General features: G+C 68.2%; 25 protein-coding genes. 9 read left to right on the forward strand and 16 right to left on the reverse strand.

Features of this window, described 5'->3' with window-relative positions; translation table 11 throughout:
- Positions 1 to 140: 140 nt before the first annotated feature.
- From ACMGFH_RS13360 to ACMGFH_RS13370, 3 genes are all read right to left on the reverse strand, one after another.
- Positions 141 to 578, reverse strand: coding sequence for a CopG family transcriptional regulator (locus ACMGFH_RS13360; RefSeq protein WP_415378937.1), 438 nt, complete (start codon positions 576 to 578; stop codon positions 141 to 143).
- Between the two features lie 297 nt (positions 579 to 875).
- Positions 876 to 1505, reverse strand: coding sequence for an RPA family protein (locus tag ACMGFH_RS13365; protein ID WP_415378938.1), 630 nt, complete (start codon positions 1503 to 1505; stop codon positions 876 to 878).
- Positions 1506 to 2444 carry a replication factor A gene (locus tag ACMGFH_RS13370; RefSeq protein ID WP_415378939.1) on the reverse strand — a complete coding sequence of 313 codons (939 nt, stop codon included), beginning with the start codon at positions 2442 to 2444 and terminating at the stop codon, positions 1506 to 1508.
- A 563-nt stretch (positions 2445 to 3007) separates the two neighbouring features.
- On the opposite strand from ACMGFH_RS13370, the gene ACMGFH_RS13375 reads away from it, so the two are divergent.
- Positions 3008 to 3289, forward strand: coding sequence for a hypothetical protein (locus ACMGFH_RS13375; RefSeq protein WP_415378940.1), 282 nt, complete (start codon positions 3008 to 3010; stop codon positions 3287 to 3289).
- A 50-nt stretch (positions 3290 to 3339) separates the two neighbouring features.
- On the forward strand, positions 3340 to 4068 hold the full coding sequence (locus tag ACMGFH_RS13380) for a helix-turn-helix domain-containing protein (RefSeq protein WP_415378941.1): 729 nt from the start codon (positions 3340 to 3342) through the stop codon (positions 4066 to 4068).
- 49 nt (positions 4069 to 4117) lie between these two features.
- Here the strand turns inward: ACMGFH_RS13380 and ACMGFH_RS13385 are convergent, their stop codons facing one another.
- Both ACMGFH_RS13385 and ACMGFH_RS13390 read right to left on the reverse strand, forming a co-directional pair.
- Complete coding sequence (locus ACMGFH_RS13385) at positions 4118 to 4477, reverse strand: hypothetical protein (RefSeq protein WP_415378942.1); 360 nt, start codon at positions 4475 to 4477, stop codon at positions 4118 to 4120.
- Positions 4467 to 4847: a MarR family transcriptional regulator gene (locus ACMGFH_RS13390; RefSeq protein ID WP_415378943.1), complete on the reverse strand. Its 381-nt coding sequence runs from the start codon at positions 4845 to 4847 to the stop codon at positions 4467 to 4469. Before ACMGFH_RS13390 ends, ACMGFH_RS13385 begins: the two co-directional genes overlap by 11 nt.
- Before the next feature lie 187 nt (positions 4848 to 5034).
- Between ACMGFH_RS13390 and ACMGFH_RS13395 the strand changes: the two genes are divergently transcribed.
- Positions 5035 to 5847, forward strand: coding sequence for an alpha/beta fold hydrolase (locus ACMGFH_RS13395; protein ID WP_415378944.1), 813 nt, complete (start codon positions 5035 to 5037; stop codon positions 5845 to 5847).
- Between the two features lie 66 nt (positions 5848 to 5913).
- Positions 5914 to 6927 (forward strand): mannose-1-phosphate guanylyltransferase, encoded by a 1014-nt coding sequence (locus tag ACMGFH_RS13400; RefSeq protein ID WP_415378945.1) that lies wholly within the window; start codon positions 5914 to 5916, stop codon positions 6925 to 6927.
- Between the two features lie 33 nt (positions 6928 to 6960).
- Here ACMGFH_RS13400 and ACMGFH_RS13405 read toward each other — a convergent pair whose 3' ends face one another.
- Positions 6961 to 8100: a hypothetical protein gene (locus ACMGFH_RS13405; RefSeq protein ID WP_415378946.1), complete on the reverse strand. Its 1140-nt coding sequence runs from the start codon at positions 8098 to 8100 to the stop codon at positions 6961 to 6963.
- A gap of 212 nt (positions 8101 to 8312) precedes the next feature.
- Complete coding sequence (locus ACMGFH_RS13410) at positions 8313 to 8648, reverse strand: hypothetical protein (protein WP_415378947.1); 336 nt, start codon at positions 8646 to 8648, stop codon at positions 8313 to 8315.
- 146 nt (positions 8649 to 8794) lie between these two features.
- Between ACMGFH_RS13410 and ACMGFH_RS13415 the strand changes: the two genes are divergently transcribed.
- A complete protein-coding gene (locus ACMGFH_RS13415; protein WP_415378948.1) occupies positions 8795 to 9025 on the forward strand; it encodes a hypothetical protein in 231 nt (76 codons plus the stop codon).
- 30 nt (positions 9026 to 9055) lie between these two features.
- Here the strand turns inward: ACMGFH_RS13415 and ACMGFH_RS13420 are convergent, their stop codons facing one another.
- The 4 genes from ACMGFH_RS13420 to ACMGFH_RS13435 all read right to left on the reverse strand — a co-directional run bounded on the left by ACMGFH_RS13420 (position 9056) and on the right by ACMGFH_RS13435 (position 12631).
- Positions 9056 to 9841 carry an SDR family oxidoreductase gene (locus ACMGFH_RS13420; RefSeq protein ID WP_415378949.1) on the reverse strand — a complete coding sequence of 262 codons (786 nt, stop codon included), beginning with the start codon at positions 9839 to 9841 and terminating at the stop codon, positions 9056 to 9058.
- Between the two features lie 58 nt (positions 9842 to 9899).
- Positions 9900 to 11660, reverse strand: a complete 1761-nt coding sequence (locus ACMGFH_RS13425) for a lipopolysaccharide biosynthesis protein (RefSeq protein WP_415378950.1) — start codon at positions 11658 to 11660, stop codon at positions 9900 to 9902.
- 102 nt (positions 11661 to 11762) lie between these two features.
- Positions 11763 to 12227: a TRAM domain-containing protein gene (locus tag ACMGFH_RS13430; protein WP_415378951.1), complete on the reverse strand. Its 465-nt coding sequence runs from the start codon at positions 12225 to 12227 to the stop codon at positions 11763 to 11765.
- Positions 12228 to 12337: 110 nt separating this feature from the next.
- A complete protein-coding gene (locus tag ACMGFH_RS13435; RefSeq protein WP_415378952.1) occupies positions 12338 to 12631 on the reverse strand; it encodes a hypothetical protein in 294 nt (97 codons plus the stop codon).
- Between the two features lie 198 nt (positions 12632 to 12829).
- Here ACMGFH_RS13435 and ACMGFH_RS13440 point away from each other — a divergent pair, with 198 nt between their 5' ends.
- Positions 12830 to 13849: an NADP-dependent oxidoreductase gene (locus ACMGFH_RS13440; RefSeq protein ID WP_415378953.1), complete on the forward strand. Its 1020-nt coding sequence runs from the start codon at positions 12830 to 12832 to the stop codon at positions 13847 to 13849.
- A gap of 46 nt (positions 13850 to 13895) precedes the next feature.
- Here the strand turns inward: ACMGFH_RS13440 and ACMGFH_RS13445 are convergent, their stop codons facing one another.
- Positions 13896 to 14750: a hypothetical protein gene (locus tag ACMGFH_RS13445; protein WP_415378954.1), complete on the reverse strand. Its 855-nt coding sequence runs from the start codon at positions 14748 to 14750 to the stop codon at positions 13896 to 13898.
- A 215-nt stretch (positions 14751 to 14965) separates the two neighbouring features.
- On the reverse strand, positions 14966 to 16336 hold the full coding sequence (locus tag ACMGFH_RS13450; RefSeq protein ID WP_415378955.1) for an ATP-binding protein: 1371 nt from the start codon (positions 16334 to 16336) through the stop codon (positions 14966 to 14968).
- 132 nt (positions 16337 to 16468) lie between these two features.
- Here ACMGFH_RS13450 and ACMGFH_RS13455 point away from each other — a divergent pair, with 132 nt between their 5' ends.
- Together ACMGFH_RS13455 and ACMGFH_RS13460 are read left to right on the forward strand one after the other, a co-directional pair.
- A complete protein-coding gene (locus ACMGFH_RS13455; protein WP_415378956.1) occupies positions 16469 to 16693 on the forward strand; it encodes a hypothetical protein in 225 nt (74 codons plus the stop codon).
- Between the two features lie 65 nt (positions 16694 to 16758).
- Positions 16759 to 17898, forward strand: coding sequence for a thiolase family protein (locus tag ACMGFH_RS13460; protein ID WP_415378957.1), 1140 nt, complete (start codon positions 16759 to 16761; stop codon positions 17896 to 17898).
- A gap of 107 nt (positions 17899 to 18005) precedes the next feature.
- Here ACMGFH_RS13460 and ACMGFH_RS13465 read toward each other — a convergent pair whose 3' ends face one another.
- Positions 18006 to 18389 (reverse strand): DUF4260 family protein, encoded by a 384-nt coding sequence (locus tag ACMGFH_RS13465; protein WP_415378958.1) that lies wholly within the window; start codon positions 18387 to 18389, stop codon positions 18006 to 18008.
- Between the two features lie 54 nt (positions 18390 to 18443).
- Positions 18444 to 20303: a cation:proton antiporter gene (locus ACMGFH_RS13470; RefSeq protein WP_415378959.1), complete on the reverse strand. Its 1860-nt coding sequence runs from the start codon at positions 20301 to 20303 to the stop codon at positions 18444 to 18446.
- A gap of 195 nt (positions 20304 to 20498) precedes the next feature.
- Here ACMGFH_RS13470 and ACMGFH_RS13475 point away from each other — a divergent pair, with 195 nt between their 5' ends.
- Entirely contained in the window at positions 20499 to 22307 is a 1809-nt protein-coding gene (locus ACMGFH_RS13475) for a formate/nitrite transporter family protein (RefSeq protein WP_415378960.1), read from the forward strand.
- A 35-nt stretch (positions 22308 to 22342) separates the two neighbouring features.
- On the opposite strand, the gene ACMGFH_RS13480 is transcribed toward ACMGFH_RS13475, so the two are convergent.
- Positions 22343 to 24517, reverse strand: coding sequence for an amino acid permease (locus ACMGFH_RS13480; protein ID WP_415378961.1), 2175 nt, complete (start codon positions 24515 to 24517; stop codon positions 22343 to 22345).
- Positions 24518 to 24676: the final 159 nt, after the last annotated feature.

Consider the following 24676-nt stretch of genomic DNA (forward strand, 5'->3'; position numbering starts at 1 on the left):
CACCCCGATACGCAAGAGTCACTCCACTATCGCCGTGACCATGTCGTGGAACGGCTCGTTCCGCGGTGGATGGCTAGACGCTGTTACTCTGGATAAAACGGAAGAGAAGAGCGCAAAGGGAGAGGTGCCGGTCGAGGGAATCAGACCGACTCTTCGAAGTTGCCCAGCCGGTAGGACGCTTCCTCGTCGTCCTCGCCGCCGTCGAGGTCTTCGAGCTGGACGACGTCTTCCTGGTCGTGCTCGTCGAGCTGCTGGCGGAGCTTCGTCACGTAGCGCTTGTGCTCTTCGAGCTGTTCGCGGAGGTGCTCGGCCTCGAGTTCGAGGCGCTCGTGTTCGCGGACGAAGCTCTTGGGCACCTCGACTTTCGGCGGGAAGCTCTCGGTGTCGCTGCTGCTCGCGCTCGACTCGTTCAGTTGGTGCTCCGGCACCACCTCGACCTGCCCGTCGTGCGCAACGAGCATGTCGACGTAGTCCCGGAAGACCGCCGACAGCGAGAGATCCCGCTCGTCGGCGATCTCGCGGAGCGTCTCGAACTTGTCCTCGCTCACGCGAAAGGAGATCGTCTTGTTCTTACTCATTGTCCACCACTCGAAGCGCATCCCACTTAATCATTTGTCAGACGCTGGCACGAGCGGCGTCCGACGTGAAATAAATCGATAGACGGCCTGAATCGTGCGTTTCTCAACTTGGGTGAGTATCAAATATGATAATGTAACCGGGTGTAGCGACCGATCCAGTCACCCGTCGGCGGATCGACGGGCGTTCCTGTTATTTCAAACGAAAAAATTGTCGCGATGTAGCGCGTGGTGGTGGACTGCATATCGGACCGATCGAAGCGGTCGGGCAGTCGCCCACCGTCGAGAGTGCGAGCGCTCTCAGGCGTCGCCGGCTTCGGCCGCGACGGCTTCCTCGTCTTCGAGGCTTTCGAGGGCCTCGACGACCTGGCGGCGGTAGTTCTCCACCGGGAGGTCGTACTCCTCGGCGGCCATCGCGACGTACTCGTCGACGGCGGCGCCGTCGCCCTCGTCGCTCGTCTGCTCCTTGTAGTGGCGGATCCGTTCGAGCGTCCGCTCGGCCGTCTCGACGACCCAGCGGTCCCGCGTGGCGGCGTCGACTTCGGTGATCGACTCCGGCCGGACGGAGACGTTCACTTCACCGTCGTCGGTCTCGTAGGTTCGCGGCTTGCCGACGACCGAGATGTAGGCCGGCGGCTCCAGCTCGCGCAGCATCGACGCCGCGTCGGGCTGGTACTGGCCGGCGTACATGTAGTAGCGGTCGCCGTTGGGGTCGATGACCTGGCCCTGCCAGTACTCGCTGTCGTCGCCGACGTCCTCGGTCTCCATGAGCGTCCCGACGATGAACACGCGGTTGGCCCGCTCGCCCGTCGGGAGCAGCAGGTAGACCGGCGCTCGCTCGTCGTCGCTCTCCTTGAACGTGTAGTGCGCGTCGTTGAACTCGCCCGCGAACACGCGGCGGGCGACCTCGCGCGTTGGTGTCGTCGCCATTTAGATCGACCTCGCTTTGATCAGCACGGCCTCTGCATCCGTCGGCTCGGAGAGTCGCTCCACGTCGTCGACCAGCACGTAGCGGCGGAACGTCGGCCCGGTGATGCGGTAGTACTTCCCGAGCAGGTCCGCGCGCATCTCGTCGGCGACGACAGACGTGTCCAGCGCGTCCATCGCCATCTCCTGGGCCTCTTCGAGCGTGATGCCCGTCAGGTCCTCGGTGGCCTCCTTGTTGAAGAGGACCTCGTGGACCTCCTCGCCGTCGTCGAGCACGCCCTTGATCCGCAGGTCGAACTCGCCCTCGACCTCGCCGTGCTCGTTGCAGCGGCCGTTCTGGAGGACGCGCGTGCAGTCCTCCTCGGGACAGCGCTTGATGAGCCCCGACCCGGACTGGATGTCGACGAGCGCGCCCTCGACGGTCACGTCGTCGCTCCCGACTTCGATGTCCTCGTCGCGCTCCTCGATCACCGTCGTCCGGTTGAGCTTGACCGAGAAGCGGCCCTCGTACTCGTCGGTGACGACGTTCCGCAGGTGGTAGACGTTGCCCTCCTCCAGGTCCGGGAGGTCGGACTTCGACCACTTCGTGAACTTGATCGTGCCCGTCTCGTCGCCGAGCAGGCCGACCTGTGCGACCGCGTCGGAGGTCGCGTCCCAGAGTTCGGTCACCTTCGCCGTCAGATCGACCCACTCTTCGGGCGCGTCGACGTCGGCGATCTCGACCTGCTCGTTGCCCGAGCCGCCGCCACCGCCGAGCTCGTCGCGCTCCATCCCCGCCTCGTCGAGGTAGGTGTTGGTGACGCTCCGGCGGGCCTCCGAGAGGGGGACCTTGTACTCGTTGACCAGCGTGTCGAGACGTTCCTCCACGTCGTCGACGGAAATGTCGAGCTGGTCTGAGAACTGTTCGTGTATCTCTGTCGCTTGTGTACGCAAATCCGTCATCTGTGTCGTTCCTGTCTCCACGTTGTTTTCGGTGGGAGACAGTCGTCTCTTGGTCGCCCCCGTATATAAACACTCGGCCAGCGGAGTGAAAGTGAAAAATCGAGGGATAGCGGCGGTGTGGATAGTGTACTGGTGAGCAGTGCGGTGCGGTGGCGCGCGCTGTCGCGAGTTTCATCTCGCGACAGCATCGTGCGAGGGATGAGGAGCGCAGGGAGCGAAGCGACCGAGCACCGCAGTCGGTTGGGGAGGAGTGAGGCACGGTGCTGTGCGGTCGGGTGGAATGAAAGGGGCGAGGCGTTCGAGAGACGAGGCGACGCAAGCACTGCAGGAGCGAACGGAGTGAGCGACGAAGCGCGCAGCGAGTGTCACGCGAGGCGGAGCCGAGCGTGACCTCGATAGACGAGCGAAGCGAGTCTATCGGTGCGCAGTCCTCGAACGCCTCGGGGCTTCCACGCTGTTCGAGGCGTCGTCGGCCACTTCGGCACTCACCGCTCCACCTCTCCCAGATCTACCAACTCGAAGGCCGACGGGACTTTGACCCACCGACTCCAACCCACGGACAGATGGCGGACGACCGCATCGAGCGCATCCTCCGGGAAAAACTCCGGTCGGCGGGCAAGCAGGTCGGCGAGGCCAAACGCGCGTACAGACGCGCCAAACGGGCCACGCAGGCCGACCTGCCGTTCGGCGACGACGGCCGCGCGAAGATCGTCTGTCGCCGCTACGCCGAGCGCCGCGCGGTGGAACTCGACCCCGAGTACAAGCCGGGCTGTTTCGACCCGCAGTCACAGGACTGTCAGGGCTGCGTCGAGGACATCCGCGCGGGCGAAATCGAGACGTGGTGAGTACGCTGTTTTCGACGGACACTTGACATCCCCGCTCGAGACCGAATCGTATGGCCCTCCGCGCCGAGTACGAGATCGGCTGCGACGCCCTCCCCCTAGTTGACGTGGCGGCGAGCGTTCCCGACGCCGATATCGAACTCGCGATCAGTCCGGGGATGAGCGAGCGGCCGCGCTTCACCGCCCACGTCCGCGGGAGCGACGAGACGGTCGCGGCGGTCGAGGCGGAGTTCCAGCGGACGCCGTTCGTCGGCGAGTACACGCTCGTCGTCCGCGACGACGAGGCCAGCCGCTACTCGATCCGGCCGGGAACGAGTATGGCCGAGCAACTCGGCGACCACCTCGACGATCTCGACGACCTGCGGGCGCTCTACGAGACGCCGACCCACATCGAACGCATCCGCGCGACGCCGACCGGGTGGGTCCAGTCGGGTCGCTTCGCCGACCGCGCCGCGTTCGACGAACTGCGGACGTTCTGGCAGCGCAACGTCCCGTTCCGCCTCCGCAAGCTCACCCGCGTCGGTGACGACGCGGACGACCGGTTCGCCGGAGCCGGTGGAGACTCGAACGGCGACAGCCTGACCGGCCCCCAGCACGACGCCGTCCGGACCGCCTACGAGATGGGGTACTTCGAGATCCCGCGGACGGCGTCGCTCGAAGACGTGGCCGCCGAACTCGGCATCTCCGCCTCCTCGTGTTCCGAGCGTCTCCGGCGTGCCCAGACCCATCTCGTCGAAACACACGTTGAGGCGGAACCGCGGCCTGTCGAACAGTCACGGTGAACGCTGCCGTCCAACACATCGCCGTCACTCGCCGTCAGTGACGGACGGCTCAGGATTCCGCAGGCACGTCACCGGAAAGGTACGAGACGCTCCGTTCGACGACCCGTTGGGTGAACGAATCGGTAACTGAACCCTGCGCACTCGCTACTGCATCGTGTTTGACCGTCGCCAGCACCCACGGCGAACAGTACGACGTGCGCTCGGGGTCGGACCCCACGGCCCAGTCCCCGTCGGTGATTTCGATGTTGTCCGGGAGATCACTCAGCGTCAGCCCCGCACAGACGTATTCCTCACCGGCGTACGGGACGGCGTCGGCGGCCAGCACCAGCCACGGTCTCGGGTCTCCACCCGCGTTGTACGGATCCGGCGCCCAGAACACGTCCCCGGCGGCGAACCTGTCAGGACTCATCGCGGTGCTCGCGAGGGTCGACGGCGTGGTCCCGCCAGGCTGCCATCTCCGGGGTCTCGTCGCCCGCTTCTCGACTCGCTAGCGCGGCTGCGGACTGACCGGCGGCTGCGTCCACGCTTCGCTCGTGGTCACTGACGCGCCAGTAGTGCCCCCGGTGGTCGACGCGGCCTCGCTCGCGTAACCGGACGAGCGTCGGCCCGACGGACCCCGCTTTCACGTCCGTCGCGTCCGCGATCTCGCTCTGCGTGTACGCCTTGTCAGGGTTATCCCGGAGAAACGCGAGGATCGCCGCCGCGTTCGTGCCCGGCGTCGGCCCGTCTTCCTCCCCGTCGGCACCCAGTTGCTCGAACCGGTCCGTGCTGATCGGCATAACGGAAATACCGTATCAAACGTATTCAATGTATTGTGTATCGATCGTATCGAACGTACTCTCGAACGCAGGCGAGAGAGGGTACGCGCGACTCGGCGTCGAAAACGGTGACACGGCGACTGGGAATAAAAAGGGCCGCACCACTGAGAGTCAACGATAGTCGCTCCGTCCGATACCATCGATCTCCATGCAGACGACACAGACCGCAGACGGCACCGAGATCGAGTACGAAATCCACGGCGACGGCCAGCCGCTAATCTGCCTCCACGGTGGGATGGCGCCGCGGGAGTACTGGCAACCCGTAATCCCCCACTTCGAGGAGTACGCCGTCGTCGTCCCGCAGCGACCGGGCTTCGGCACCTGCCTCGACAGTCTCGACGAGACCGGTCCCGAGGAGGTCCTGACCCGCGAGGTCGAATACGTCCGCGCGCTCGTCGACGCCGTCGACGGCACCCCGATCCTACTCGGCCACTCGTTCGGCGCGCTCACGGCCATCGAGACGGCGCGAGCGCTCTCGGCCGACGGGGAGCGCGCGGTCGAGGCCGTCGCCGCCTACGAGCCCGCGATTCTCCCCGAGGACTTCGCCGAGCACGCCGACCTGGCCGACCGCATGCAAGACCGGCTCGACGCAGGCGACCGCGAGGGGTCGATGAAGCTCTACGTCGAGCAGGTCGTCTGCGCCGGCGAGGTCGACGACCTGGACGCCTGGCTCGCAGACTGGCCGGTCTGGCCCGAGTGTGTCGACCTCGTCGAAGCGGTGATTCGGATGAACCGCGCCGTCGAGCGACACGAACTGCCCGAGCGGCTCGACGCGGGCCTGCCGGTGCTCGTGCTCACGGGCACCGAGGGCCCGCAGTTCCTCCGCGACAGCGCCCGTGCGGTCCACGAGGCGCTCCCGTCGAGTCGGCTCGTCGACTTCGACGGCGTGAGCCACAGCGGCCCCAGCGAAGCGCCGGCCCGCACCGCAGACGAACTGCGCGCGTTCCTCGACGCACGCTGACGGCGGCCGCGCGACGGCCCCCCGGAAGCCGCCGGCTATTTTGCCGCGCCGCTCGACCGCGCACACATGACCGACACCGTCGTCGCCGTCGTCCTCGCCGGCGGCACCGGCACCCGGCTATACCCCGCGAGTCGGAGCGACCGCCCGAAGCAGTTCCTCTCGTTCGGTAGCGACCAGTCGCTGCTCGCCGACACGGTCGACCGCGCCGGCTTCGCCGACGAGGTGTACGTCCTCACCAGACCCGACCTGGCCGACCAGGTCCGCGAGCACGCCCCGAACGCGGGCGTTCTCACCGAACCCGAGCCGAAAGACACCGGGCCGGCGCTGGCCTACGCGGCCCACCGCATCCGCGAGCAGGTGGGCGACTGCACGCTCGTCTGCCTCCCCAGCGACCACCACGTCGAGGGGGACTTCGCCGAGACCATGACCGACGCCGCAGCGGTCGCGGCCGAGACCGACTCGCTGGTGACTGTCGGCGTCGAACCCACCCGTCCCGAGACGGGCTACGGCTACGTCAAACCCGGCGACGAGCGGGAGACCGATAGCGGACGCACCTACTACCCCGTCGAGAAGTTCACGGAGAAACCCGACCAGGGCGCGGCCATGCGCTACCGCCACCACGGCTACTACTGGAACGCCGGGATGTTCGCCTGGACGCCCGACGCCTTCCTCCGCGAAGCGGCCGAGACGGACCTCGCCCCCCTCGTGGAAGCCATGGACGACGGCGATCCCGAGCGCGGGTTCGACGCCGTCGACCCGGTCAGCGTCGACTACGCCGTCATGGAGGCGACCGAGAACGCCGCGCTGGTCCCCGCGACCTTCGAGTGGGACGACCTCGGCGCGTGGGACGCCATCGAGCGCGTCCTCGACGCCGACGCGGACGGGAACGTGACCCTCGGCGACGCGCTGACCATCGACGCCGAGAACACCGTCGTCGCGACCGACGGCCACGTCAGCGTCGTCGGCGTCGACGACCTCGTCGTGGCCTCCTACGGCGATCGCACGCTCGTCGTCCCGAAACGGCAGGCCCAGCGAGTACGGGAAGTCGTCTCTGAACTGACGGACGACGACCTGTTCTGAACGGCGACCGAACCGTCGCCGGCCCGTTCTGCGTCAGGCAGGTTCCAGTCCGTCGACCAACCGGCGGAAGCCCTCGCCGTCGAGCGCTCTCGACGCGCCGGCGACGACGACGTATGTGACCCCGTTCTCGGTCCAGACCGCTTCCCACGCCCCGCGGTCCTCGGTCAGCGCCGCGTAGTGGACGGTCGTATCCCGCAGCGCAACGGACTCGCGCACTGCCGCGGGCTGGTCGGCCGGTTCGGGCGGCAACTCGGGCGCGAGCGCGCTGTCCGGGGCCGCCGCGGTGATCCAGAGGTGGTCGCTCCCGGTCGCTTCGTGGCGGTAGACCGCCTCGACGGCGTCGGCCCCGGGGAACGCCACCACCGAATCGAGGGCGAACTCTCCGCCGACGTCACGCTCGCTACCGTCACTCTCGCCGGGAACGAGCAGTTGCGGCTCCGCGTCGCCCAGCGCCGCGGGCGAGCACGGGACGCACTCGTGGTACGGCCGCGCGATGCCGTGGTCCCACAGCCCGTGAGGCACGCCGACCGACTCGAACCGATAGCGGGCCCAGTAGCTCAGCCGATGGAACGGGACCTGCCGAACGGCCGTGGCCCCCGAGTCCCGCGACGCAGGGTCAGTCGCCGGTTCCAGCCCGTCGAGCAGGGATTCGAGTTCCTCGTCGGTGAACTCGCCGGCGAGAACCGATACCTCGATCTGCGTGCGCGCCCGCTGGACGCAGGCGCCGCGGTTGTCCTTGTAGTCGGTCCCGAGGAAGCCGACCGCGTCGCCCGCGTCGACGGGTGTCGGGTCCTCGGTGCCCCACAGCGGCGCGATACTCGCCGCTGGCGGCGCCCAGTCGTAGAGGAACTCCTTGATCCGCAGTCGGCGGCCCTCTCCCTCGACCACTGCCCGGAGCGCGCACGGGTTCCCGTCGCTCCACGGCGTCTGTCCCAATTCCTCGGCGTCGACGCCTTCGGGCCGACCCGGCGGCTGCTCCGGCCGGAACGTGGTCTCGACGACCGCGCAATCGTCGGGCAGCCAGCCCGGTTCGAAGACGACGAAGTTCGCGCCGGCCTGTGCGTCGGTGAACGTCGTCTCCCGCGGTGGCAAGGCCGCCTCCGTGTCGGTCAGCCGGATCCACTCGCCCGCGGTTCGCCAGTCCGTCCCGCCGCTCGGCCGCTCGTTCGACATGACCGATCACCGGAGTGCCACCGTCAAAACGGTTCGCTGAACGGCATTTTTGTAAGCACGTCGACGATACGACGGGTCGAACGTGTTCAGGATAGGGTGTAGACGTACCGCTCTGTCTCAGGCTGTAGTCCTCGCAGGACTCCGTCGGACCAGTTCGGATGGATCGGTCCATCCCCGGACCCTGTGGTAGTCGTAGCTGAGGTATTGTCGCGTCAGTTCAGCCGCTCGACACGGATGCCTCCACAGGATCGGCAGGTGTTGATGTCGCTGTCGGGAGCGTAATACTTCTCGCCACACGACTGACACCGGTGACTGATCTTTCCCGTCCCTCGGTCGGGAACGGATCGTGTTCGGTCGTCTTCGGTCCCGCCGTCCCGTCCGAGAAGTGCATAGAGGAGAATGCCGAGAAATCCACCGAAGAGAGCGACGAGTCCCCAAAGAACCGCGCTTTGCGAGCTGTTCTCGGCTGCGTCGACGAAGACCCAGACCGTTCCGATGAGTCCGACGACAAGTATCAAGAATGCTAGGAAAATGAACCCGTTTGCCATGGTTCGGAATCTGTGTGTGAATATAAATGTCTTCTCGTAGACAGCAGTCTTATCGAGATCACGCGACTGTCAGGTCACAGGACTGGACACGATTCGTCGCGACCGCCGGAACGCTCATACGGCCCGGGGGACAACCGACTGCCAGCATGGACCCCGCAGTCCGGTTCTGGTTGCTGATCCTCGCCATGGCCGGGACGCTCTCGGGCGTCGCGCTGCTCGTCGTCTCCGCGTTCCTGCCCGGCGCGATCCTCGGCGAGGCCGGGACCGTCGGCTACGTCGTCTCCATCTTCGTCGCGCTCGCCTCGCTCGGCCTGCTCGTCTGGTCGCTGAGCGCCGGCGGCGACTCCTCGACCGGCGGCTCGCCCGGAACCCGCTGAAAACCGTCGAGACCGCAGTCGTCGATCGCCTCAGCTCCGCATCGACCCGCCGTCGATTGGCAGCGCCGTCCCGTTCACGAAGCTCGCCCGCGGGCTCGCCAGGAACGCCACCACGTCGCCGAGTTCCTGCGGGTCGCCGATCCGCCTCAGCGGGACGGACGACCCCTTGTCTTCCAGCCCCTCTTCGTAGCTGTCGTAGTCGCCGCGCTCGACGCCGTCCTCGATGAGTTCCTCGATGCGCGCGGTCTCGTGAGCGCCCGGCAGGACCGCGTTGACCCGCACCTCCGGCGCGAACTCCCGCGCCTGGGTCTTGACCATCCCGATGACCGCCCGGCGGACCGCGTTCGAGAGGACGAGGTCGTCGATGACCTCCCGGACCGACCGCGAGGTGATCGCCGTGACCGACCCCTGGTCGGACTCCTTGAGGTAGGGGTAGGCGAAGCGCGTCGTCCAGACCGCAGACATGACGAGCGTGTCGTAGGCACCGTACCAGTCTTCGTCGTCCATCTCCAGGAAGGCCCCGCTGGGCGGCCCGCCCGCGCTCATGACGACCTGGTCGATGCCATCGAAGGAATCGGCGACCTCCTCGACGTAGGCCTCGACTTCCGCCCGGTCGGTCAGGTCGACCTGGACCGCGAGCACGTCGCCGTCACCCAGGGCTTCGAGTTCCTCGGCCGCGGATTCGAGATGCGATTCCGTCCGGCCGCAGATAGCCACGTCCGCGCCCTCGCGGGCGAGCGACTTCGCGCTCGCGAGGCCGAGACCGCTCGAACTGGCCGTCGTCAGTGCCGCGCTGCCGTCGAGTTGCAGGTCCATACGCGTGTGGTCGGCGTCGAGGGTCAAAGAACCGGGAGGTTCCGGATCGTCTGGCGGGTCACGACCGGGCCAGCACGGCGCGATATCGCTCGGCGAGAGTCCCGGCGAGGCGGTGCTCTGCCGGCGTGAACCCGAGGGACCACAGCGTCGCCGCGTACGCGCCCAGCCCCACTGTCACGCCGACGACCGGCGCGGCGGGCCCCGAGAGGAGGGCCTTCGCACTCCAGGCGATCACTCCGAGGGGCACTGCGGCCGCCAGCGGCTTCCCGTGGAGCCACGTGAACGGCTGGAGGCGCTCGAAGTGGTACAGCACGGCGACTTCCAGCCCGTTGTTCAGCGTCAGCATGAGCACGTAGCTCGCGACCAGGCCGGACAGACCGAAGCGGATCGTCAGCGGCACGGCGACCGCGGCCAGCAGGAGCGTGATACAGACGTTGACGACGAGATACGCCCGCTGGTTGTCGGTCATCATCAGGAGGATGCCGACGCTCCCGACCGCGCAGGCGCCGAACTGCGCGAGGACGAACCCGACGAGCAGCGGCGCGTAGGGCACGAACGCGGGGCCGAACAGCGACATGACCGTCTCGCGGTAGACGATCACCGGGATCGCCAGGCCGACGACGCCGACGAGGACGAGCCGACTGGTGACGTGGTAGAACCGCGACAGCGCCGCGCGGTGGTCGTCCTCGTGGAGCGCGGCGGCCACGGGCGGGACGAACTGGTTGAGGCCGATGAGCGGCAGGCGCACGAGCGACCCGACGACCATCCCGACCGCGAACACGCCGCCCGCCACGTCCGTCAGGTACAGCGCGATGAGCGGGTAGAAGCCCAGCCGCTGGATCGTGGTGGCGATCCCCCCGAGGAACAGCGGGATCGTGTACCCCACGTAGCGCCGCCAGACCTCCCGCAGGTCGAATCCCTCGTCGCCGCCCGCGGTTTCGGCACTGTTGCCGTCCGCGGTTGCGACGTCGCCGTTCCCCCTCGCGCCGTCGAGCACGCCGCTGACGCGCAGGCCGAGCCCGCGCTCGCGGACCAGCCACGCGGTCGCGCCGAGCGCGACGAGGCCGGAGACGGCGACCACACCGACCGCCACGGCCACGAGGTCGCCGTAGACGACGGTCCCAACGACCCCGACGAGCAACTGTGCGACGGGGAACCCGACCCGGAGCGCGAGGTTCAGCGGGACGACTTCCTCCAGGCCGCGCAGGACCTCGGTGGCGGTGAACAGCCACACCGTCGCCGGGAGGCCGAGCGCGAACACGCGCAGGACCGTCGTGAACAGCGGCCGCTGGTCCGTTATTCGGGTGATCGCCGGCGCGCCGAGAAAGAGCGCAACTCCGAACAGCGCCGCGACGGTCCCCAGCAGGAGGCCCGCGACGGTCACGAGCGCGTCGCGCTCGGCCGCCGACTCGGCGTTCGGGAGGAATCGACTGAGCCCGCTGCGGAACCCCAGCGCGACGTGGAGCAGGAACTGCTGGAGCCGGCGCGCGACGGCGAAGACGCCGTACGACCCGGCGGCGAAGCCGTTGGTCAACACCGCGGTGAACGCGACGGTCAGCCCGCGCTGGACGAGGATGCTCGGCACCGAGACCGTCGCGCCGTGCGCGACCCGCTCCAGCGCGTCGTCGAGCTGCGCTTCCACCGGGTCGACGGGACCGCTCCCCGCGTCCGTCGACTCGTCCCGCTCCTCGCCCGAGCGAGCGGTCGAGTCGCCGGCCGCACCATCGGGCGCCTCGGATCGGCCGCTCTCCGACGGGTCGGCGGTCGCGTCGCCGTCGTCCGAGCCGGCGCCCTCGGACGCAGCGGGGTCGGGAACCACGACGCTACGTTGGCGGATCCGACGGCATAAAAGCGCTGAAAGCAGCGAGCGAAACGAACGGCGTCGAGACTGTCCAGGCGGAGGGGCCGGACGCGGTCCGGGTTACGAGCCCCAGAAGTTGTCGCGGCTGCCGAGGCGCTGGCGGTCGCTCTCCTCCTCGTCGGCCTCGCCGTCCGCCTCGTCGGCGTCGGGGTCGTCGGCCTCGCCATCGCCATCGGCGTCGTCTCCCGGTTCGTCCGGGAGGCGTTCGATCTCCTCGGCGCGGGCGTGGTTCGAGCGGACCTTGTTGATCTTCACCTTCGCGCGGGCCGGCGGCAGGACGCCGTCGACCATGATGATGAAGCCGTCCTCGGTGCGGCCGACGCCGGCGCCGCTCTCGTGGATGTCCTCCACGGTCACCTCGACCTCCTGGCCGGGCTGGACGGGTTGGCTCTTCAGGTCCTCGATCGGCTGATTGTAATGGTTACACCACTCGGCGCCGCCGCGGTCGCCGTAGTGCGTACAGCCCATCCCCTCGATGCGCTCCTGGAAACTGGGGCACTCGTCCGCGAGTGGACAGTCGGGCATGGAGTGAGTTACCGCTGGGGCGAATTAAACGCTTGCGCTCTGGCCGGCAGCGTCCGTCGGGCGCCCGAACTGCTCGCCGAGCACGCGCTGACGGGCCGGGCACCCCCGACTCAGCCGTCTGGACGGACGTCCTCGCCGGCCCCGTCGGGGTCGAGACCCAGCGTGTTCGACGTCTCGACGGTCTCGATCCCGCCGGTTTCGCAGACCGCGCCGACCCGCTCCTGGTCGACCGCCACCCGGAGCGTCCGGAACTCCAGTTCCTCCTCGACGGTCGCGCCGGCCTCGCGGACCGCCGACGCCACGTCCTCGACGGCCGCCTCGTCGGCGACCTCCAGCAAGAGCGTGACCGGTTCGCCCTCCATCGGGTCGTCGCGGATCGTCCGAACCGCCGGTGAGAGGTACATCACCGCGTCCGTTCGACCGTCACCGACGAAACCCTGACGGTCGCAGGCCCGACGGTCACGAGCCAGATGGTCACCGCAGTCGCCGCGGTCGCCGCGGTCGCTGTGGTCGTCGCAGTGGCGACCCCGCGGAAACTCCTCGCCCGTTTCTCGGGCGTCGAAGTCACCGGACTCTTCGGGCCGACCGCCGTACGGCTATGCATGCGAGACGAGAATCGGCAGTTCCGCCTGGCGAAGCGCCCCGAGGGGAAACCGGACCGCGACACCTTCGAACTGGTCGAGACCGACGTGCCCGAACCCGGACCGGGCGAGGCACTCGTCCGAACTCGCTATCTCTCGGTCGACCCGTACATGCGCGACCGGATGAACGCCGGCGAGTCCTACGCCGACCCGTGGGAGGTCGGCGACCCGCTCCGGGCGGGCGCCGTCGGCGAGGTCGTCGAGTCCAGCGGCGCCGGCTTCGAGGAGGGCGACGTCGTCGTCGGTAACCTGGAGTGGGCCGACTACACCACCGCACCGGGGACCGAACTCACCGCGGTCGACCCCGACGTGGCCCCCGTCTCGACGGCGCTCGGCGTGCTCGGCATGCCCGGCCGGACGGCCTACTTCGGCGTCCGCGAAGTGGCCGACGTGAAACCCGGCGACACGTTCGTCGTCACGGGCGCGGCGGGCGCCGTCGGCTCCGTCGCCGGCCAGATCGCCAAACTCGCCGGCGCCCGCGTCGTCGGCTTCGCCGGCTCCGACGAGAAGGTCGCGTTCCTCGAAGACGACCTGGGCTTCGACGCCGGGATCAACTACAAGACGACCGACGACTACCGCGCCGCGCTCGACGAGGCGGCGCCCGACGGCGTCGACGCCTACTTCGACAACGTTGGCGGACCCATCACCGACGCCGTGTTCGACCGGCTGAACGTCGACGCGCGCGTCGCGATCTGCGGGCAGATCGCCCACTACAACGCCACCGAGCGGCCGACCGGCCCGCGTAAGCTCCCGGCGCTCATCAGCAAACGCGCCCGCGTCGAGGGGTTCCTCGTCGGCGACTTCGCGCCCCGCTTCGCGCAGGCGACCAAGCAGCTCGGCGAGTGGATCGCCAGCGGCGAGATCGACTACCGCGAGACCGTCACCGACGGGCTGGAGAACGCCCCCGACGCCTTCCTCGGGCTGTTCGAGGGCGAGAACATCGGCAAACAGCTCGTGAAGGTCAGCGACGCCGACGAGTAACGCTCCCGCCGATCGGTCACCGCGCGGGTGCGCTTCTGCCTGTTCGTTACCGTGCAGCGCCCTCCCGGGCAGTCGCGGCCCAGGCCGGTTCCTCGACGTCGGTCGCGCCCACGTCCGAGAGCGCGTACGTGAACGACATGACGTAGGACGCGCCGTCTTCGTCGACGCCCTCGGCCTCCCAGCCTTCAGACCGCACGAGCCCGTCCTCGTCGACGAGGACGGTGAAGCGGAACTCCGTCCAGGTGAAGTTACCGTCGGCCGCGGCCTGGTTGGTGAGCCACGTCGGCTCCTGGGTCCTGACGTAGCGAGTCACCGTCACGCCCTCGTGGGTCTCGGTTCCCTCGTTCGCGAACTCCGCCAGGTCGTCCGCGTCGGCGACGTTGGTCGTCATCGCGGCCGACGCGGTCGGCCTGAACTCACCGTCCGCGACCGAGTACGTCGCGTCGTCGCCCTCGCCGTTGCGCTGGTAGGTCCGGCCGTCGGCGTGGTACGTCTCGTAATCCATCGTGACGGCGTCCGCGGACGCCATCCGCGCGGAGAAGCGGGTCCGGTCGCGGTCGTAGTCGACGGCCCAGGTGTAGGTCGTGTCGCTGGTCACGACGCCGCCCTCGGTGGCTCGCATCTGCCAGTAAGACGTGTAACTCCCGGCCTCGACGAGCAGCGCGGTGCGGTTCTCGGCGACGTAAGCGTCGTCGCTCCCGCCGTCCCCGCCCGCCGACGCTCCTTCATCGCCCGAAGCGCCGCCGGCCGCATCACCGTCAGCCACATCCCCATCCGTCCTATCACCGGTACCGGCGCCTGCTGCCGGGTCACCGTCGCCGCCGAGGCTCGGACCGCTCGCGCATCCGGCGAACAGCACGAGCATCGCCACTACTACCCACGTCGTCGACTGTCGAGACATGACACGTGTATGACCACCAAGTATATAGCGCGACCGGAAAAACCGCGCTGGCGCAAGCGGATGGGCCCGAGCGACGGGGGACAGCCGCGTGGCCGAATCGGCCGCGTCAGTGGTCGTGACTGTGGTCGTGGCCGCCATCAGAGCAAGCTCTGATGAGGTTCGCCTCGCTTCGCTCGGCTCACCGCCGTCGGAGGCCGCGCTCGACCCGTCGTCGTTCAGTGGTCGTGACTGTGGTCGTGGCCGCCGTCTGAAGCGGCGCTCGACCCGCCGTCGCTCGCGCCCGCGATGTCGCCGCCGGCGACGAGGGCGTCGTGATCGCCGTCGATCATGTCCATGTTCTTGAGGTTGTCCCGCTCCTCGAAGTCCTCGACGGCGTCGAGGAGGTCCTGCTGGGTGAGCGTGGTGCGCTCCTCGGTCAGCGCGTCGAGGACGGCCTCTCGGAGTACCAGCCGGAGGTCGCTGCCGGTCAGTCCCTCGGTCTTCTGTGCGACTTCCATCGGGTCGAAGTCGAGGATCTCCATCTCGCGAGTGACGACCCGGAGGATGTCCGAACGCATCTGGTCGTCCGGCTTCGGGAAGTTGACGATCTCGTCGAAGCGGCGCCAGGCCGCGGCGTCGAGCTGGTCGGGGTGGTTCGTCGCGCCGATGAGCAGCACCTCGTGCTCGATGAGGCTCACCTCGTCGATGCTCTTCAGGAGGGTGTTGACGGCGCGCTTGATCGCGGCGTGCTCGTCGCTGGCGCGGGTCTTCGCGACGAAGTCGAACTCGTCCATGAAGAGGATACACGGCGAGAGGCGCGTGGCGACCTCGAACACCTTCTCGACGTTCTTCGCGGTCTCGCCGAGGTACTGGGAGGTGATCATCGACAGCTTCACCTCGACGAACGGCAGGTCGAGTTCGCTCGCGAGGGCGCGGGCGATCGAGGTCTTCCCGGTGCCCGGCGGCCCGACGAAGAGGAGCTTGCCGATCTCCCGGAGGCCGATCTGGGCGAGGTAGTCGCGGTGCTCGATGGCCTTGACGATCTTGTGGATCTCCCCCTCCTGGTCGGCCGTGAGCACGAGGTCGTCCATGGTCATCTCGACCTCCTCGGGCGCGCGGATGTCGACGAGGTCGAGCATCTCCTGTTCGTCCTCGTCGTCCTCGTCGAAGTACTCCTCGAGGAGGTTGTCGATCCAGACGCGGTCGGCGCGGATCGGGCGGTTCTCCTCGCGGGCGAACTCGTAGTCGGCCCCCTCGAACTCCTCCGCGAAGACGCTCGCGAGGACTGGGTTCTCGTTCAGATGGTCGGCGTCCACGCGGTCGAGGTACCACTCCCTGGCCATGTCCTCGTCCGTGAAGGTGATCGTCCCCGAGAAGTCGTCGCGGTCGGTGAACATCAGGCCCGAGATCGCCTCCCACGGTTGCTGGACGTCCGTCGCCTGTCGGGCGGTCGTCGTCGTGGCCGACAGCGGCCGCTCTATCTCCCCATCGTTCCAGAAGACCGCCCGGTAATCGGGCGGCAGATCGTCGGCGTCGAGGTCGCGGTGTTCGCTGTACACCTGCGTCGTCAACACGAACTCCACGACCGCTAGCTCCGGATCGCTCATTCCCACCTAGATTCGCCTTTCGACGGTATAAGTCTCGCGAACTAGACCGAGCGGCGCCCGTCGAACCGCCGCCAGCGACGGGATCCCCCACACCAGACTTATGTCGGACGCGAAACCACACGTCGGACGGATATGGACGAAGTACTCGAAGTTGCGGAAGTCGCGGCCGACTTCGGGCTGGGCGGCGTCGTCAAGTGGTTGCTCGGCCTCGTCGGAGTCCTCCTGATACTCGGCGGCGCAGGCCTGTGGCTGTTGACCGACATGGGTCTGTTCGTGGTCCCCGCGGCGCTGATGGCGGTCGGCCTCCTCCTGGTCGTCGCGCCGGTCGTCCTCCTGTTCGCCGCCGAACTGTTCTGACAAACTCCGGACGACGCGTCCGACGTTTGTGAGGGTTTAACAGAGTTCGGACCCTCCCTCCACCCATGACGGACAGGACACCGGTTATCGTTCAGGCTCGCCGGACGGCGCAGGGGAAAGAGGACGGCGCGTTCGCGGACGTCCGCAGCGAGGACCTGTCGGTCCCGCTGATAAACGAGATGCTCGCCGACACGGGTCTGGCGAGCGAACGGGTCGACGACCTGCTGTGGGGGTGCGCCCAGCAGCGCGGCGAACAGGGCAACAACATGGCCCGCGTGATCGCGCTGCTCTCGGACCTCGGCGAGGAGGTCCCGGCGGCGACGATCAACCGCTGGTGCGCTTCCTCGGCGGAGGCGATCATGCGCGGCGCCGACGCCATCGCGGCGGGCCAGCGCGACTGCGTCATCGCCGGCGGCGTCGAGTCGATGACGCGCGTCGACCTCGGCGAGAACACCCACAACGTCCACCCGCGGCTCGCCGAACTGTACAACATCGGCGAGCTCCAGATGGGGATGACCGCCGAGAAGGTCGCCGAGGAGTTCGACGTCTCCCGAGAGGAACAGGACGAGTACGCCCTCCGTAGCCAGCAGCGGGCCGCCGAGGCGACGGACTCGGGCCGCTTCGACGACGAGATCGTCCCCATCGAGACCGAGGAGGGGACCGTCGACGAGGACGAGGGCATCCGCCGAGACACCTCCATGGAGAAACTGGCCCAGCTTCCGACCGTCTTCAAGAGCGAGGGGACGATCACGCCGGGCAACGCCTCGCAGATATCCGACGGCGCATCGGGGACGATGATCACCTCCCGGGCGTTCGCCGACGAGCACGGCCTCGACGTGCTCGCCGAGGTCGGGAACCACATGGTCGCCGGCGTCGACCCCACCATCATGGGCGTCGGCCCGGTCCCGGCGGTCCGGAAGCTCTGCGAGCGGACCGGTCGCGACCCCGACGACTTCGACCTCGTGGAGCTCAACGAGGCGTTCGCGAGTCAGGCGCTCTACTGCCAGCGCGAACTCGGCTTCGACGACGACAGCTACAACGTCAACGGCGGCGCCATCGCCATCGGCCACCCGCTGGGCGCCTCCGGCGCGCGCCTGCCCGTGACGCTGATCCACGAGATGAACCGCCGCGGCGACGACCTCGGACTCGCGACGGAGTGCGTCGGCTTCGGCCAGGGTGCGGCTATCGAACTGCGAGTGCCGTAGCGCGGAATCAGGGTACCGCGAGTCGCGAAGCGACTCGCGCTTTTTGCCCCATCTTTTTGGCCAAGTGGTACCCGCAGCGGCGCGAGCGGCCGGCTTTTCCGCCCGAGTCACTCGTCCGTCCTGAGCCGCGCGACCGGTGCGGGCTGGGCGCTCAGGTGCGTCCGTTCGAAGCCGGTCGAGTACTTCAGACCGAATCCGAAGAACCGGTCGGCACCGATGTGAGCGGCCCACACCGCGGCGGCCGCAACCACGAGCGGGGCGTCGGCCCAGTAGGCCACGCCGCCGACCGCGAGCGGGAGGGTGTACGTGTGGACGACGTTGTACGAGACGCTCCCGACGCGCGGGCCGGCCAGATACCCCAGCATCGAGAGGTCCGGCGCGAGCGCGAGAAGGGCCAACAGCCACAGCGGCGCGTCAAGTGCGCCGAAGAGCGCGAGCGACGCTACCAGCGCTGCTAGTCCCTCGACCCGGAGGTAGTGTCTCGGCTCCATGCCGGTCTATTGGTCGGGTCGGTGAAAAAGGCGGTTCCGGGGCTGGCCGACCGATCAGTCGGGGTTGACGAGTTTCATCCCGTCGGTGACCGCCTTGGTACGGCCGAGCAGCGTCACGTAGTCGCCACGTTCGATGACGGTATCGGCCGTCGGGACCTCGCCGGACTCGGGGTCGTCCTTGCTGAGCAGCGCGATGAGACACCCGTCGGGGAGCATCGGGCCGACCTCGCGGACGGTCTTGCCGACGAGTTCGTCGTTCGTGATTTCGATCTCCTGGACGTCGCCGGAGCGGCCCACGTCGGTCATCCAGTGGGCGATGGCGGGACGTTCGATCTGGTTGTCGATGGCCCACGCGGTCGCCATCGACGCGGAGATGGTCCGGACCCCCAGTTCCTCGAAGGCGTCGACGTTGTCCGGGTTGTTCACTCGTGCGATGACGGTCTCCACGTCGAACTTCGAGTTGACGAGCTGTGAGACGAGCAGGTTGGCGTCGTCGTCACCGGTGGCGGCGACGACAGTCTTGGCGTTGCTCGCGCCGGCCTCACGGAGCAGTTCGGTGTCCGTTCCGTCACCGATGACGGTCCTGTATCCCTCGTTGCGAACTCGCTGGCCGACCGACTGGTCTTCCTCGATGATCACGACGTTCTCTCCCCTGGCTTCGAGGCGTTCGGCGAGCGACCGGCCCACCTTCCCGCCTCCGACGATGATGACTCTCATTGGTATCACGTTCAGGTATTGTGCGATGTATCGCGCGAGACCGCCCTCGAAGACGGCCGTCAGCAGGATGGCGAGGAAGACGGTCCCGAGCAGGATGTTCGCCTCCTGCGCGAGACCGGCGTCCTGTAGTTGCACTGCGAACAGCGTCGCGACCGACGCCGGGATGATGCCCCGTGGACCGACCAGACTCATGAACGTCCGCTCCTGACGGGTGAACTTGCTGCCGGTCGTCGACAGGAAGACGAGGATGGGACGGACGACGAGCGCGATGGCCACGACGACGATCAGTCCTTCGAAGCCGACCTCGATGAGTGCGGCGGGTTCGAGCAACGCGGCGAGTCCGATGAACACGAACGCGAGGACGAGCAGCGTCACGTCGCCCTTGAACGCCTCTATCTCGTCTTCGTACGGGATGTCCGCGTTGCCGAGCAGGAAGCCGGCGGTCGCCGTCGCGGCGACGCCCGCCTCGGTCGCCTCGAAATTCGCGGCGGAGAACGCGACGAGCGCACCGGCGAGGACCAGCAGTCGGGCGTTGCGCGGCGCGTCGCCCGGCGAGAGGTCCACGTACCGGAGCAGGTAGTAGACGATGCCGGCGACGATCACGCCGAACAGCAGCCCCACGCCGAGGCGAACGACGAACCCCCGGACCAGGTCACCCCCCGCGGTCGCGGGATTGACGGTCTGGAAGAAGACGACCGCGAGGATCGCCGCCGTCACGTCGTTGACGATCCCTTCGACCTCCAGGGCCGTCGCCACCTGGTCGCGGACCGGGACGATCTTGAGGATCGGCGTGACGACCGTCGGCCCGGTCGCGACCAGCAGCGACCCGATGACCAGCGAGAGGTTCCAGGAGACGCCGAACGCGAACCTGACGGCGATGGCGGTCCCGGCGAGCGCGATCAGCGCACCGATTGTCACGAGCCGGAGCGCCGCCTGCGGCGCCGCCCGGATGCGTTCGATCCGCAGGTGGAACGCCCCCTCGAAGACGATGATCGCGACCGCGAACCCGACGATCGTCGGCATCGCGGTCCCGAACGTCTCCGCGGTGACGATCTGGAGTCCCGGTTGCCCCACCACCAGCCCCGCCGCGATGTAGAAGACGATCGCCGGGATCTGTAGCCTGTCGGCGAGTATCTGCGAGAGTACGCCGATACCGATGATACCGGCGACCAACAGGAGCAGCGGGCTCTCGGCCATGTATCTGCGGTACCGGAGGCAGGACGTAAAAGTACACGGTCTGCGGTCTCGATAGCCGGCGTCGCGATCGAGCCCTCGCGGGGTTCGCGGGCGTCATCGTGTTCGCCGAGACGGGCGCGGAGACGCCCCGCTCGGCCGCCGTGAGGCGGGCGCGGAGACAAACCTCTTAGTTCCTCGGTGACGCGGGTGTGGACGATGGCCGATTCCGAACTCGAACCGCAGGCTGGGAAGCCACCGGAGGAGTCGGACAACGGGGTCCCCGAGTCGGGGGAAGTCGTCCCCGGTCGGTTCTCCTCCGACGAGGTGTTCCAGCGGGTCGTCGCGGACGCCGACCACGAGATCACGTCGAGCTCGCGCGAACTCTTCTTCAGCGGGCTCGCCGGCGGGTTCGCGATCACGATCACCTTCCTGCTGTACGCCTCGATGTCCGCGGCGACCGAGTCGAAGATCGCCGCCGTGTTGCTCTACCCGCTCGGGTTCATCTACATCATCATCGGCGGCTACCAGCTCTACACGGAGAACACGCTCCCGCCCGTGGCGCTGACGCTGGAACGACTCGCCAGCGTCCCGGCCCTGTTTCGCCACTGGCTGATCGTCCTCGCCGGGAACTTCGCCGGCGGCGCTATCGGCGCCGTGGTGCTGGCCTACGGCGGCGTCTTCGAACCGGCTGCCGCGGAGTACGCTCTCGGACTGGCCGAGAACGGCGTCGAAACGCCGGTCACCGCCCTCTTCTTCAAGGCCGCGTTCGCCGGGCTGATCGTCGCCGGCGTGGTGTGGATGGACTTCGCCGCCCGCGAGACCATCTCGCGGCTCGCGATCGTCTACATCGCCTTCCTCGCGATCCCGCTGGGCAACCTCTTCCACGTCGTCGTCTCCTTCACCGAGGTCGTCTACACGATGCTCGCGGGCGACCTCGCGCTGACCACCGGCCTCTTCGAGTTCGTGATCCCGGTGCTGGTGGGCAACACGCTCGGCGGCATCCTGCTGGTCACCGTCGTCAACTACTACCAGACCAGCGAGCGCCGGCTCGAGGTCGACCAGTTCGAGAACGTCCGCCGGCTGTCGTTCCGGGAGATGCTGCTGGGCAACCTCGCGGGCCGCTCCTACGTCCCGCTGGTCGACACGCTGGAGGACTTCGTCCGCGACCCGGACTCCTACCGGATACTCGTCCCCATCTCGAACCCGCGGACGGAGGCGCCGCTCGTCGAGTTCGCCTGCGCGCTCGCCAGCACCCGCGAGAAGGGGACCGTCCACGCCGTCCACATCGTCCAGACGCCGACGGGGATGGCGCTCGACGAGAGCGGGAACCGCGACCGGATCACGCGCTCGTCGGAGCGGTTGCTGGACGGGCTGGAGGAGTCGGTCGCCCGGGACGACGTGGCCTTCGAGACGTCGACCATCGTCTCCTCGCGCTCGTTCGAGGAGGTGTTCGACCGGGCGCGGCGCACCCGGCCGGACCTCGTGGTGATGGGCTGGGGGGACGGACGGCTCTGGAACGCTGCCCGCGCCGAGCGCCCCCTCGACGAGCTGACCAATCGCCTCCCCTGTGACTTCCTCGTCGTCAAGGACCGCGGGCTGGACTGTTCGCGGGTTCTGCTGCCGACCGCCGGCGGCCCGGACTCCGATCTCAGCGCGGAGATCGCGAACGCCCTCCAGACGACGGTCGGCGCCGAGGTGTCGGTGTTGCACGTCGTCGACGACCCGAGCGAGCGCGAGTCCGGCGAGCGGTTCATCGCCGAGTGGGCAGACGACCACGACCTTGGAGGCGCGAGGATCGTCACAGACGAATCCGGCGACGTCGAGGCGGCGATCGAGCGCGAAGCCGCCGACCACACGCTCGTGCTCATCGGCGCGACCGAACGCGGGATGCTCGCGCGACTCGTCACGGAGTCGCTCCACCTCGACATCGTCAACGACGTCGAGGCGTCGGTGATGCTCGCTGAACGGCCCAGCGACCGCCCGCTCGCGGAGCGGCTGTTCGGTCGCGGGCGCCGCGAGAAGTAGACGGGTCGCGGCCGGGACCGGCGGCGAACGCCGCCTCAGAACACGACCCGTTCGAGCAGCCGGCGGAGGAATCCGGGCTGGCTGGACTCGTGCGGGTGGACGGATATCTCCGTACAGACGGCGGGCTCAGCGGAGCTCCGGTCGAACAGCGCACCGCGGAGCCGGTGGTCCGCGCCGCGACGGATACGGATGTCCGGCGACGACGACCCGCCGTCGGAGGCCGTCGATTCCGCGTCGCGGATCGGCACCGACAGCAGTTCGCCCAGTTGTTCGCGGTACTCCTCGATCGTCCGCTCGCGCTGTTCTGGCCCCTCGCCGGTCTCGGGGAACCCGATGCTCACTTCGCTGTCGTTCTGGCTCGCGATCGCTTCGGCCACGGCGACCTGGTCGGGATTGAACGGCCCGCCGTCGCCCACGAGCTCGACGTGTTTCGGCCGGTCGTACCCCTTGTTGTCGACGAGCAGGACGTCGCAGGGGGCGTGGCGGACGACCCAGTCGATGGGGTCGCCGACCAGCCGCGAGCGCAGCCGCAGGCGCTCGTGTTCCGCGAGGATCGTGTCGACTCGCCGGTGCTCGGCGAAGTTGACGATGGCGTGTTTCGTGTCGTGGCTGACGATCTCGCCGACGTCGACGTCCACGTCGAGGTCGACGGCGAGGTCGTCGGTCTGCTCCTCGAACTGGACTTCGGCCGGCGACTGGACCTCCGTAGCGGTCTCCAGCGGCGCCTGGTCGGGCACTTCCTCGAACCAGACGACGACGACGCGGCCGTCGTGCGGGCGGACGAGGTCGGCGGCCATCTGGAGCAGCGCCGCTTCGCGCTCGCGGCTCACCTCGGAGGTGAGCGCCACGAGCACCTCGTAGGTCTCGCCGCTGATGGCGTCCTCGGTCTCGGTGAGGACGTCATCGCCGACCCGACGACGAACGACGTCGGTCGCGGCGCCTTCTCGCTCGATACGCGGGCGGGCGTAGGCGAAGTACCAGACGGCGCTCCCGATGGTGATGACGACCGCGCCGGCGATGGCGATCCGCCCCATCTGCGTGATGAGCACGAGCCCCCCGAGGACGCCGAATATCTGGGTCCACGGGTACAGCGGTGACTCGAAGCTCGGCTCGTATTCGATGTCGCCCTTGCGGAAGGCGACGATGGTGAGGTTGATCAGGATGAAGACGAGAATCTGGAACGCGCTGGCGAGCTTGGCGATGTCGAGGATCGGCACGAACGCGATGAGCGTCAGCAACACCGCGCCCGTGAGCGTGATCGAGGTCGACGGCGTGCCGAAGCGCTCGCTGACGGCGGCGAGCGACTCCGGGACGAGCCCGTCGCGGGCCATCGCGAAGGGGTACCGCGACGACGATAGGATCCCGGCGTTGGCCGTCGAGATCAGCGCGAGAACGGCGGCGACGATGACCGCGCCGACGCCGAGCGCGCCGACGGTCTCCCGCGCGGCGTCGGCGACCGGGACGTCCGAACCGGCGACGACGCCCGCGTCGGTGACGCCGACCATGATGGCGACGATGAGGACGTACAGCAGCGTCGTGAAGGCCAGCGACCCGAGGATCCCGAGCGGGATGTTCCGGTCGGGGTCCTCGATCTCCTCGGCGATGCTCGCGACCTTCGTCACCCCGGCGTAGGACACGAACACGAGCCCCGTGGCGGCGAGCAGCCCGCCCACGCCGTCCGTCATGAACGGCTGGAAGTTGGTCTGCTGGACGCTGGAGGCGCTCCCGGCGACGAACCACGACAGCGCCGCGAGCATGATGGTGACGATTATCACCTGCAGCGTGCCGGTCTGTTTCGCGCCGAAGAGGTTGACGAGGATGAGGACCGCGGCGAGCCCGAGCGCGACGGGCTTGACCGGCAGGTCGAAGACGATGAGGAGGTACGGGACGCCGCCGACGAGCGCGAGGCCACCCTTGAACGCGAGCGCGAACCACGTCCCCACGCCCGCGATGGTACCGAGCAGCGGGCCCATGCCGCGCTCGATGTAGATGTACGTACCGCCAGCCTCGGGCATGGCGGTCGCCATCTCGGACTTCGAGAGCGCCGCCGGCAGGACGAACACGCCGGCGAGCAGATACGCGAGGATCACGGACGGCCCGGCGATGTCCAGCGCCAGCGCCGGGAGGATGAAGATGCCACTCCCGATCATCGCGCCGATACTGATCGCGAGCACCGTCGGGAGTCCGAGGTCCCGTTCCAGCGACTTCATCGGGCGATAGAACCGCCGTGTGGACTCCTGAGTCGGGTTTCACCCGCTCCCGACGGACCGGTCGGTCCGTCGTCTCCGGAAGCGGGGGCCCTGCGCTGGGACCGAAAACGGCGAGAGTCGGAACTGGTGGCGACAGTCACAGTGGTATCTCGTCCTAGC

Origin of the sequence: Halosimplex rarum, from assembly GCF_047715405.1 — an archaeon.
Taxonomy (GTDB): Archaea; Halobacteriota; Halobacteria; order Halobacteriales; family Haloarculaceae; genus Halosimplex; species Halosimplex rarum.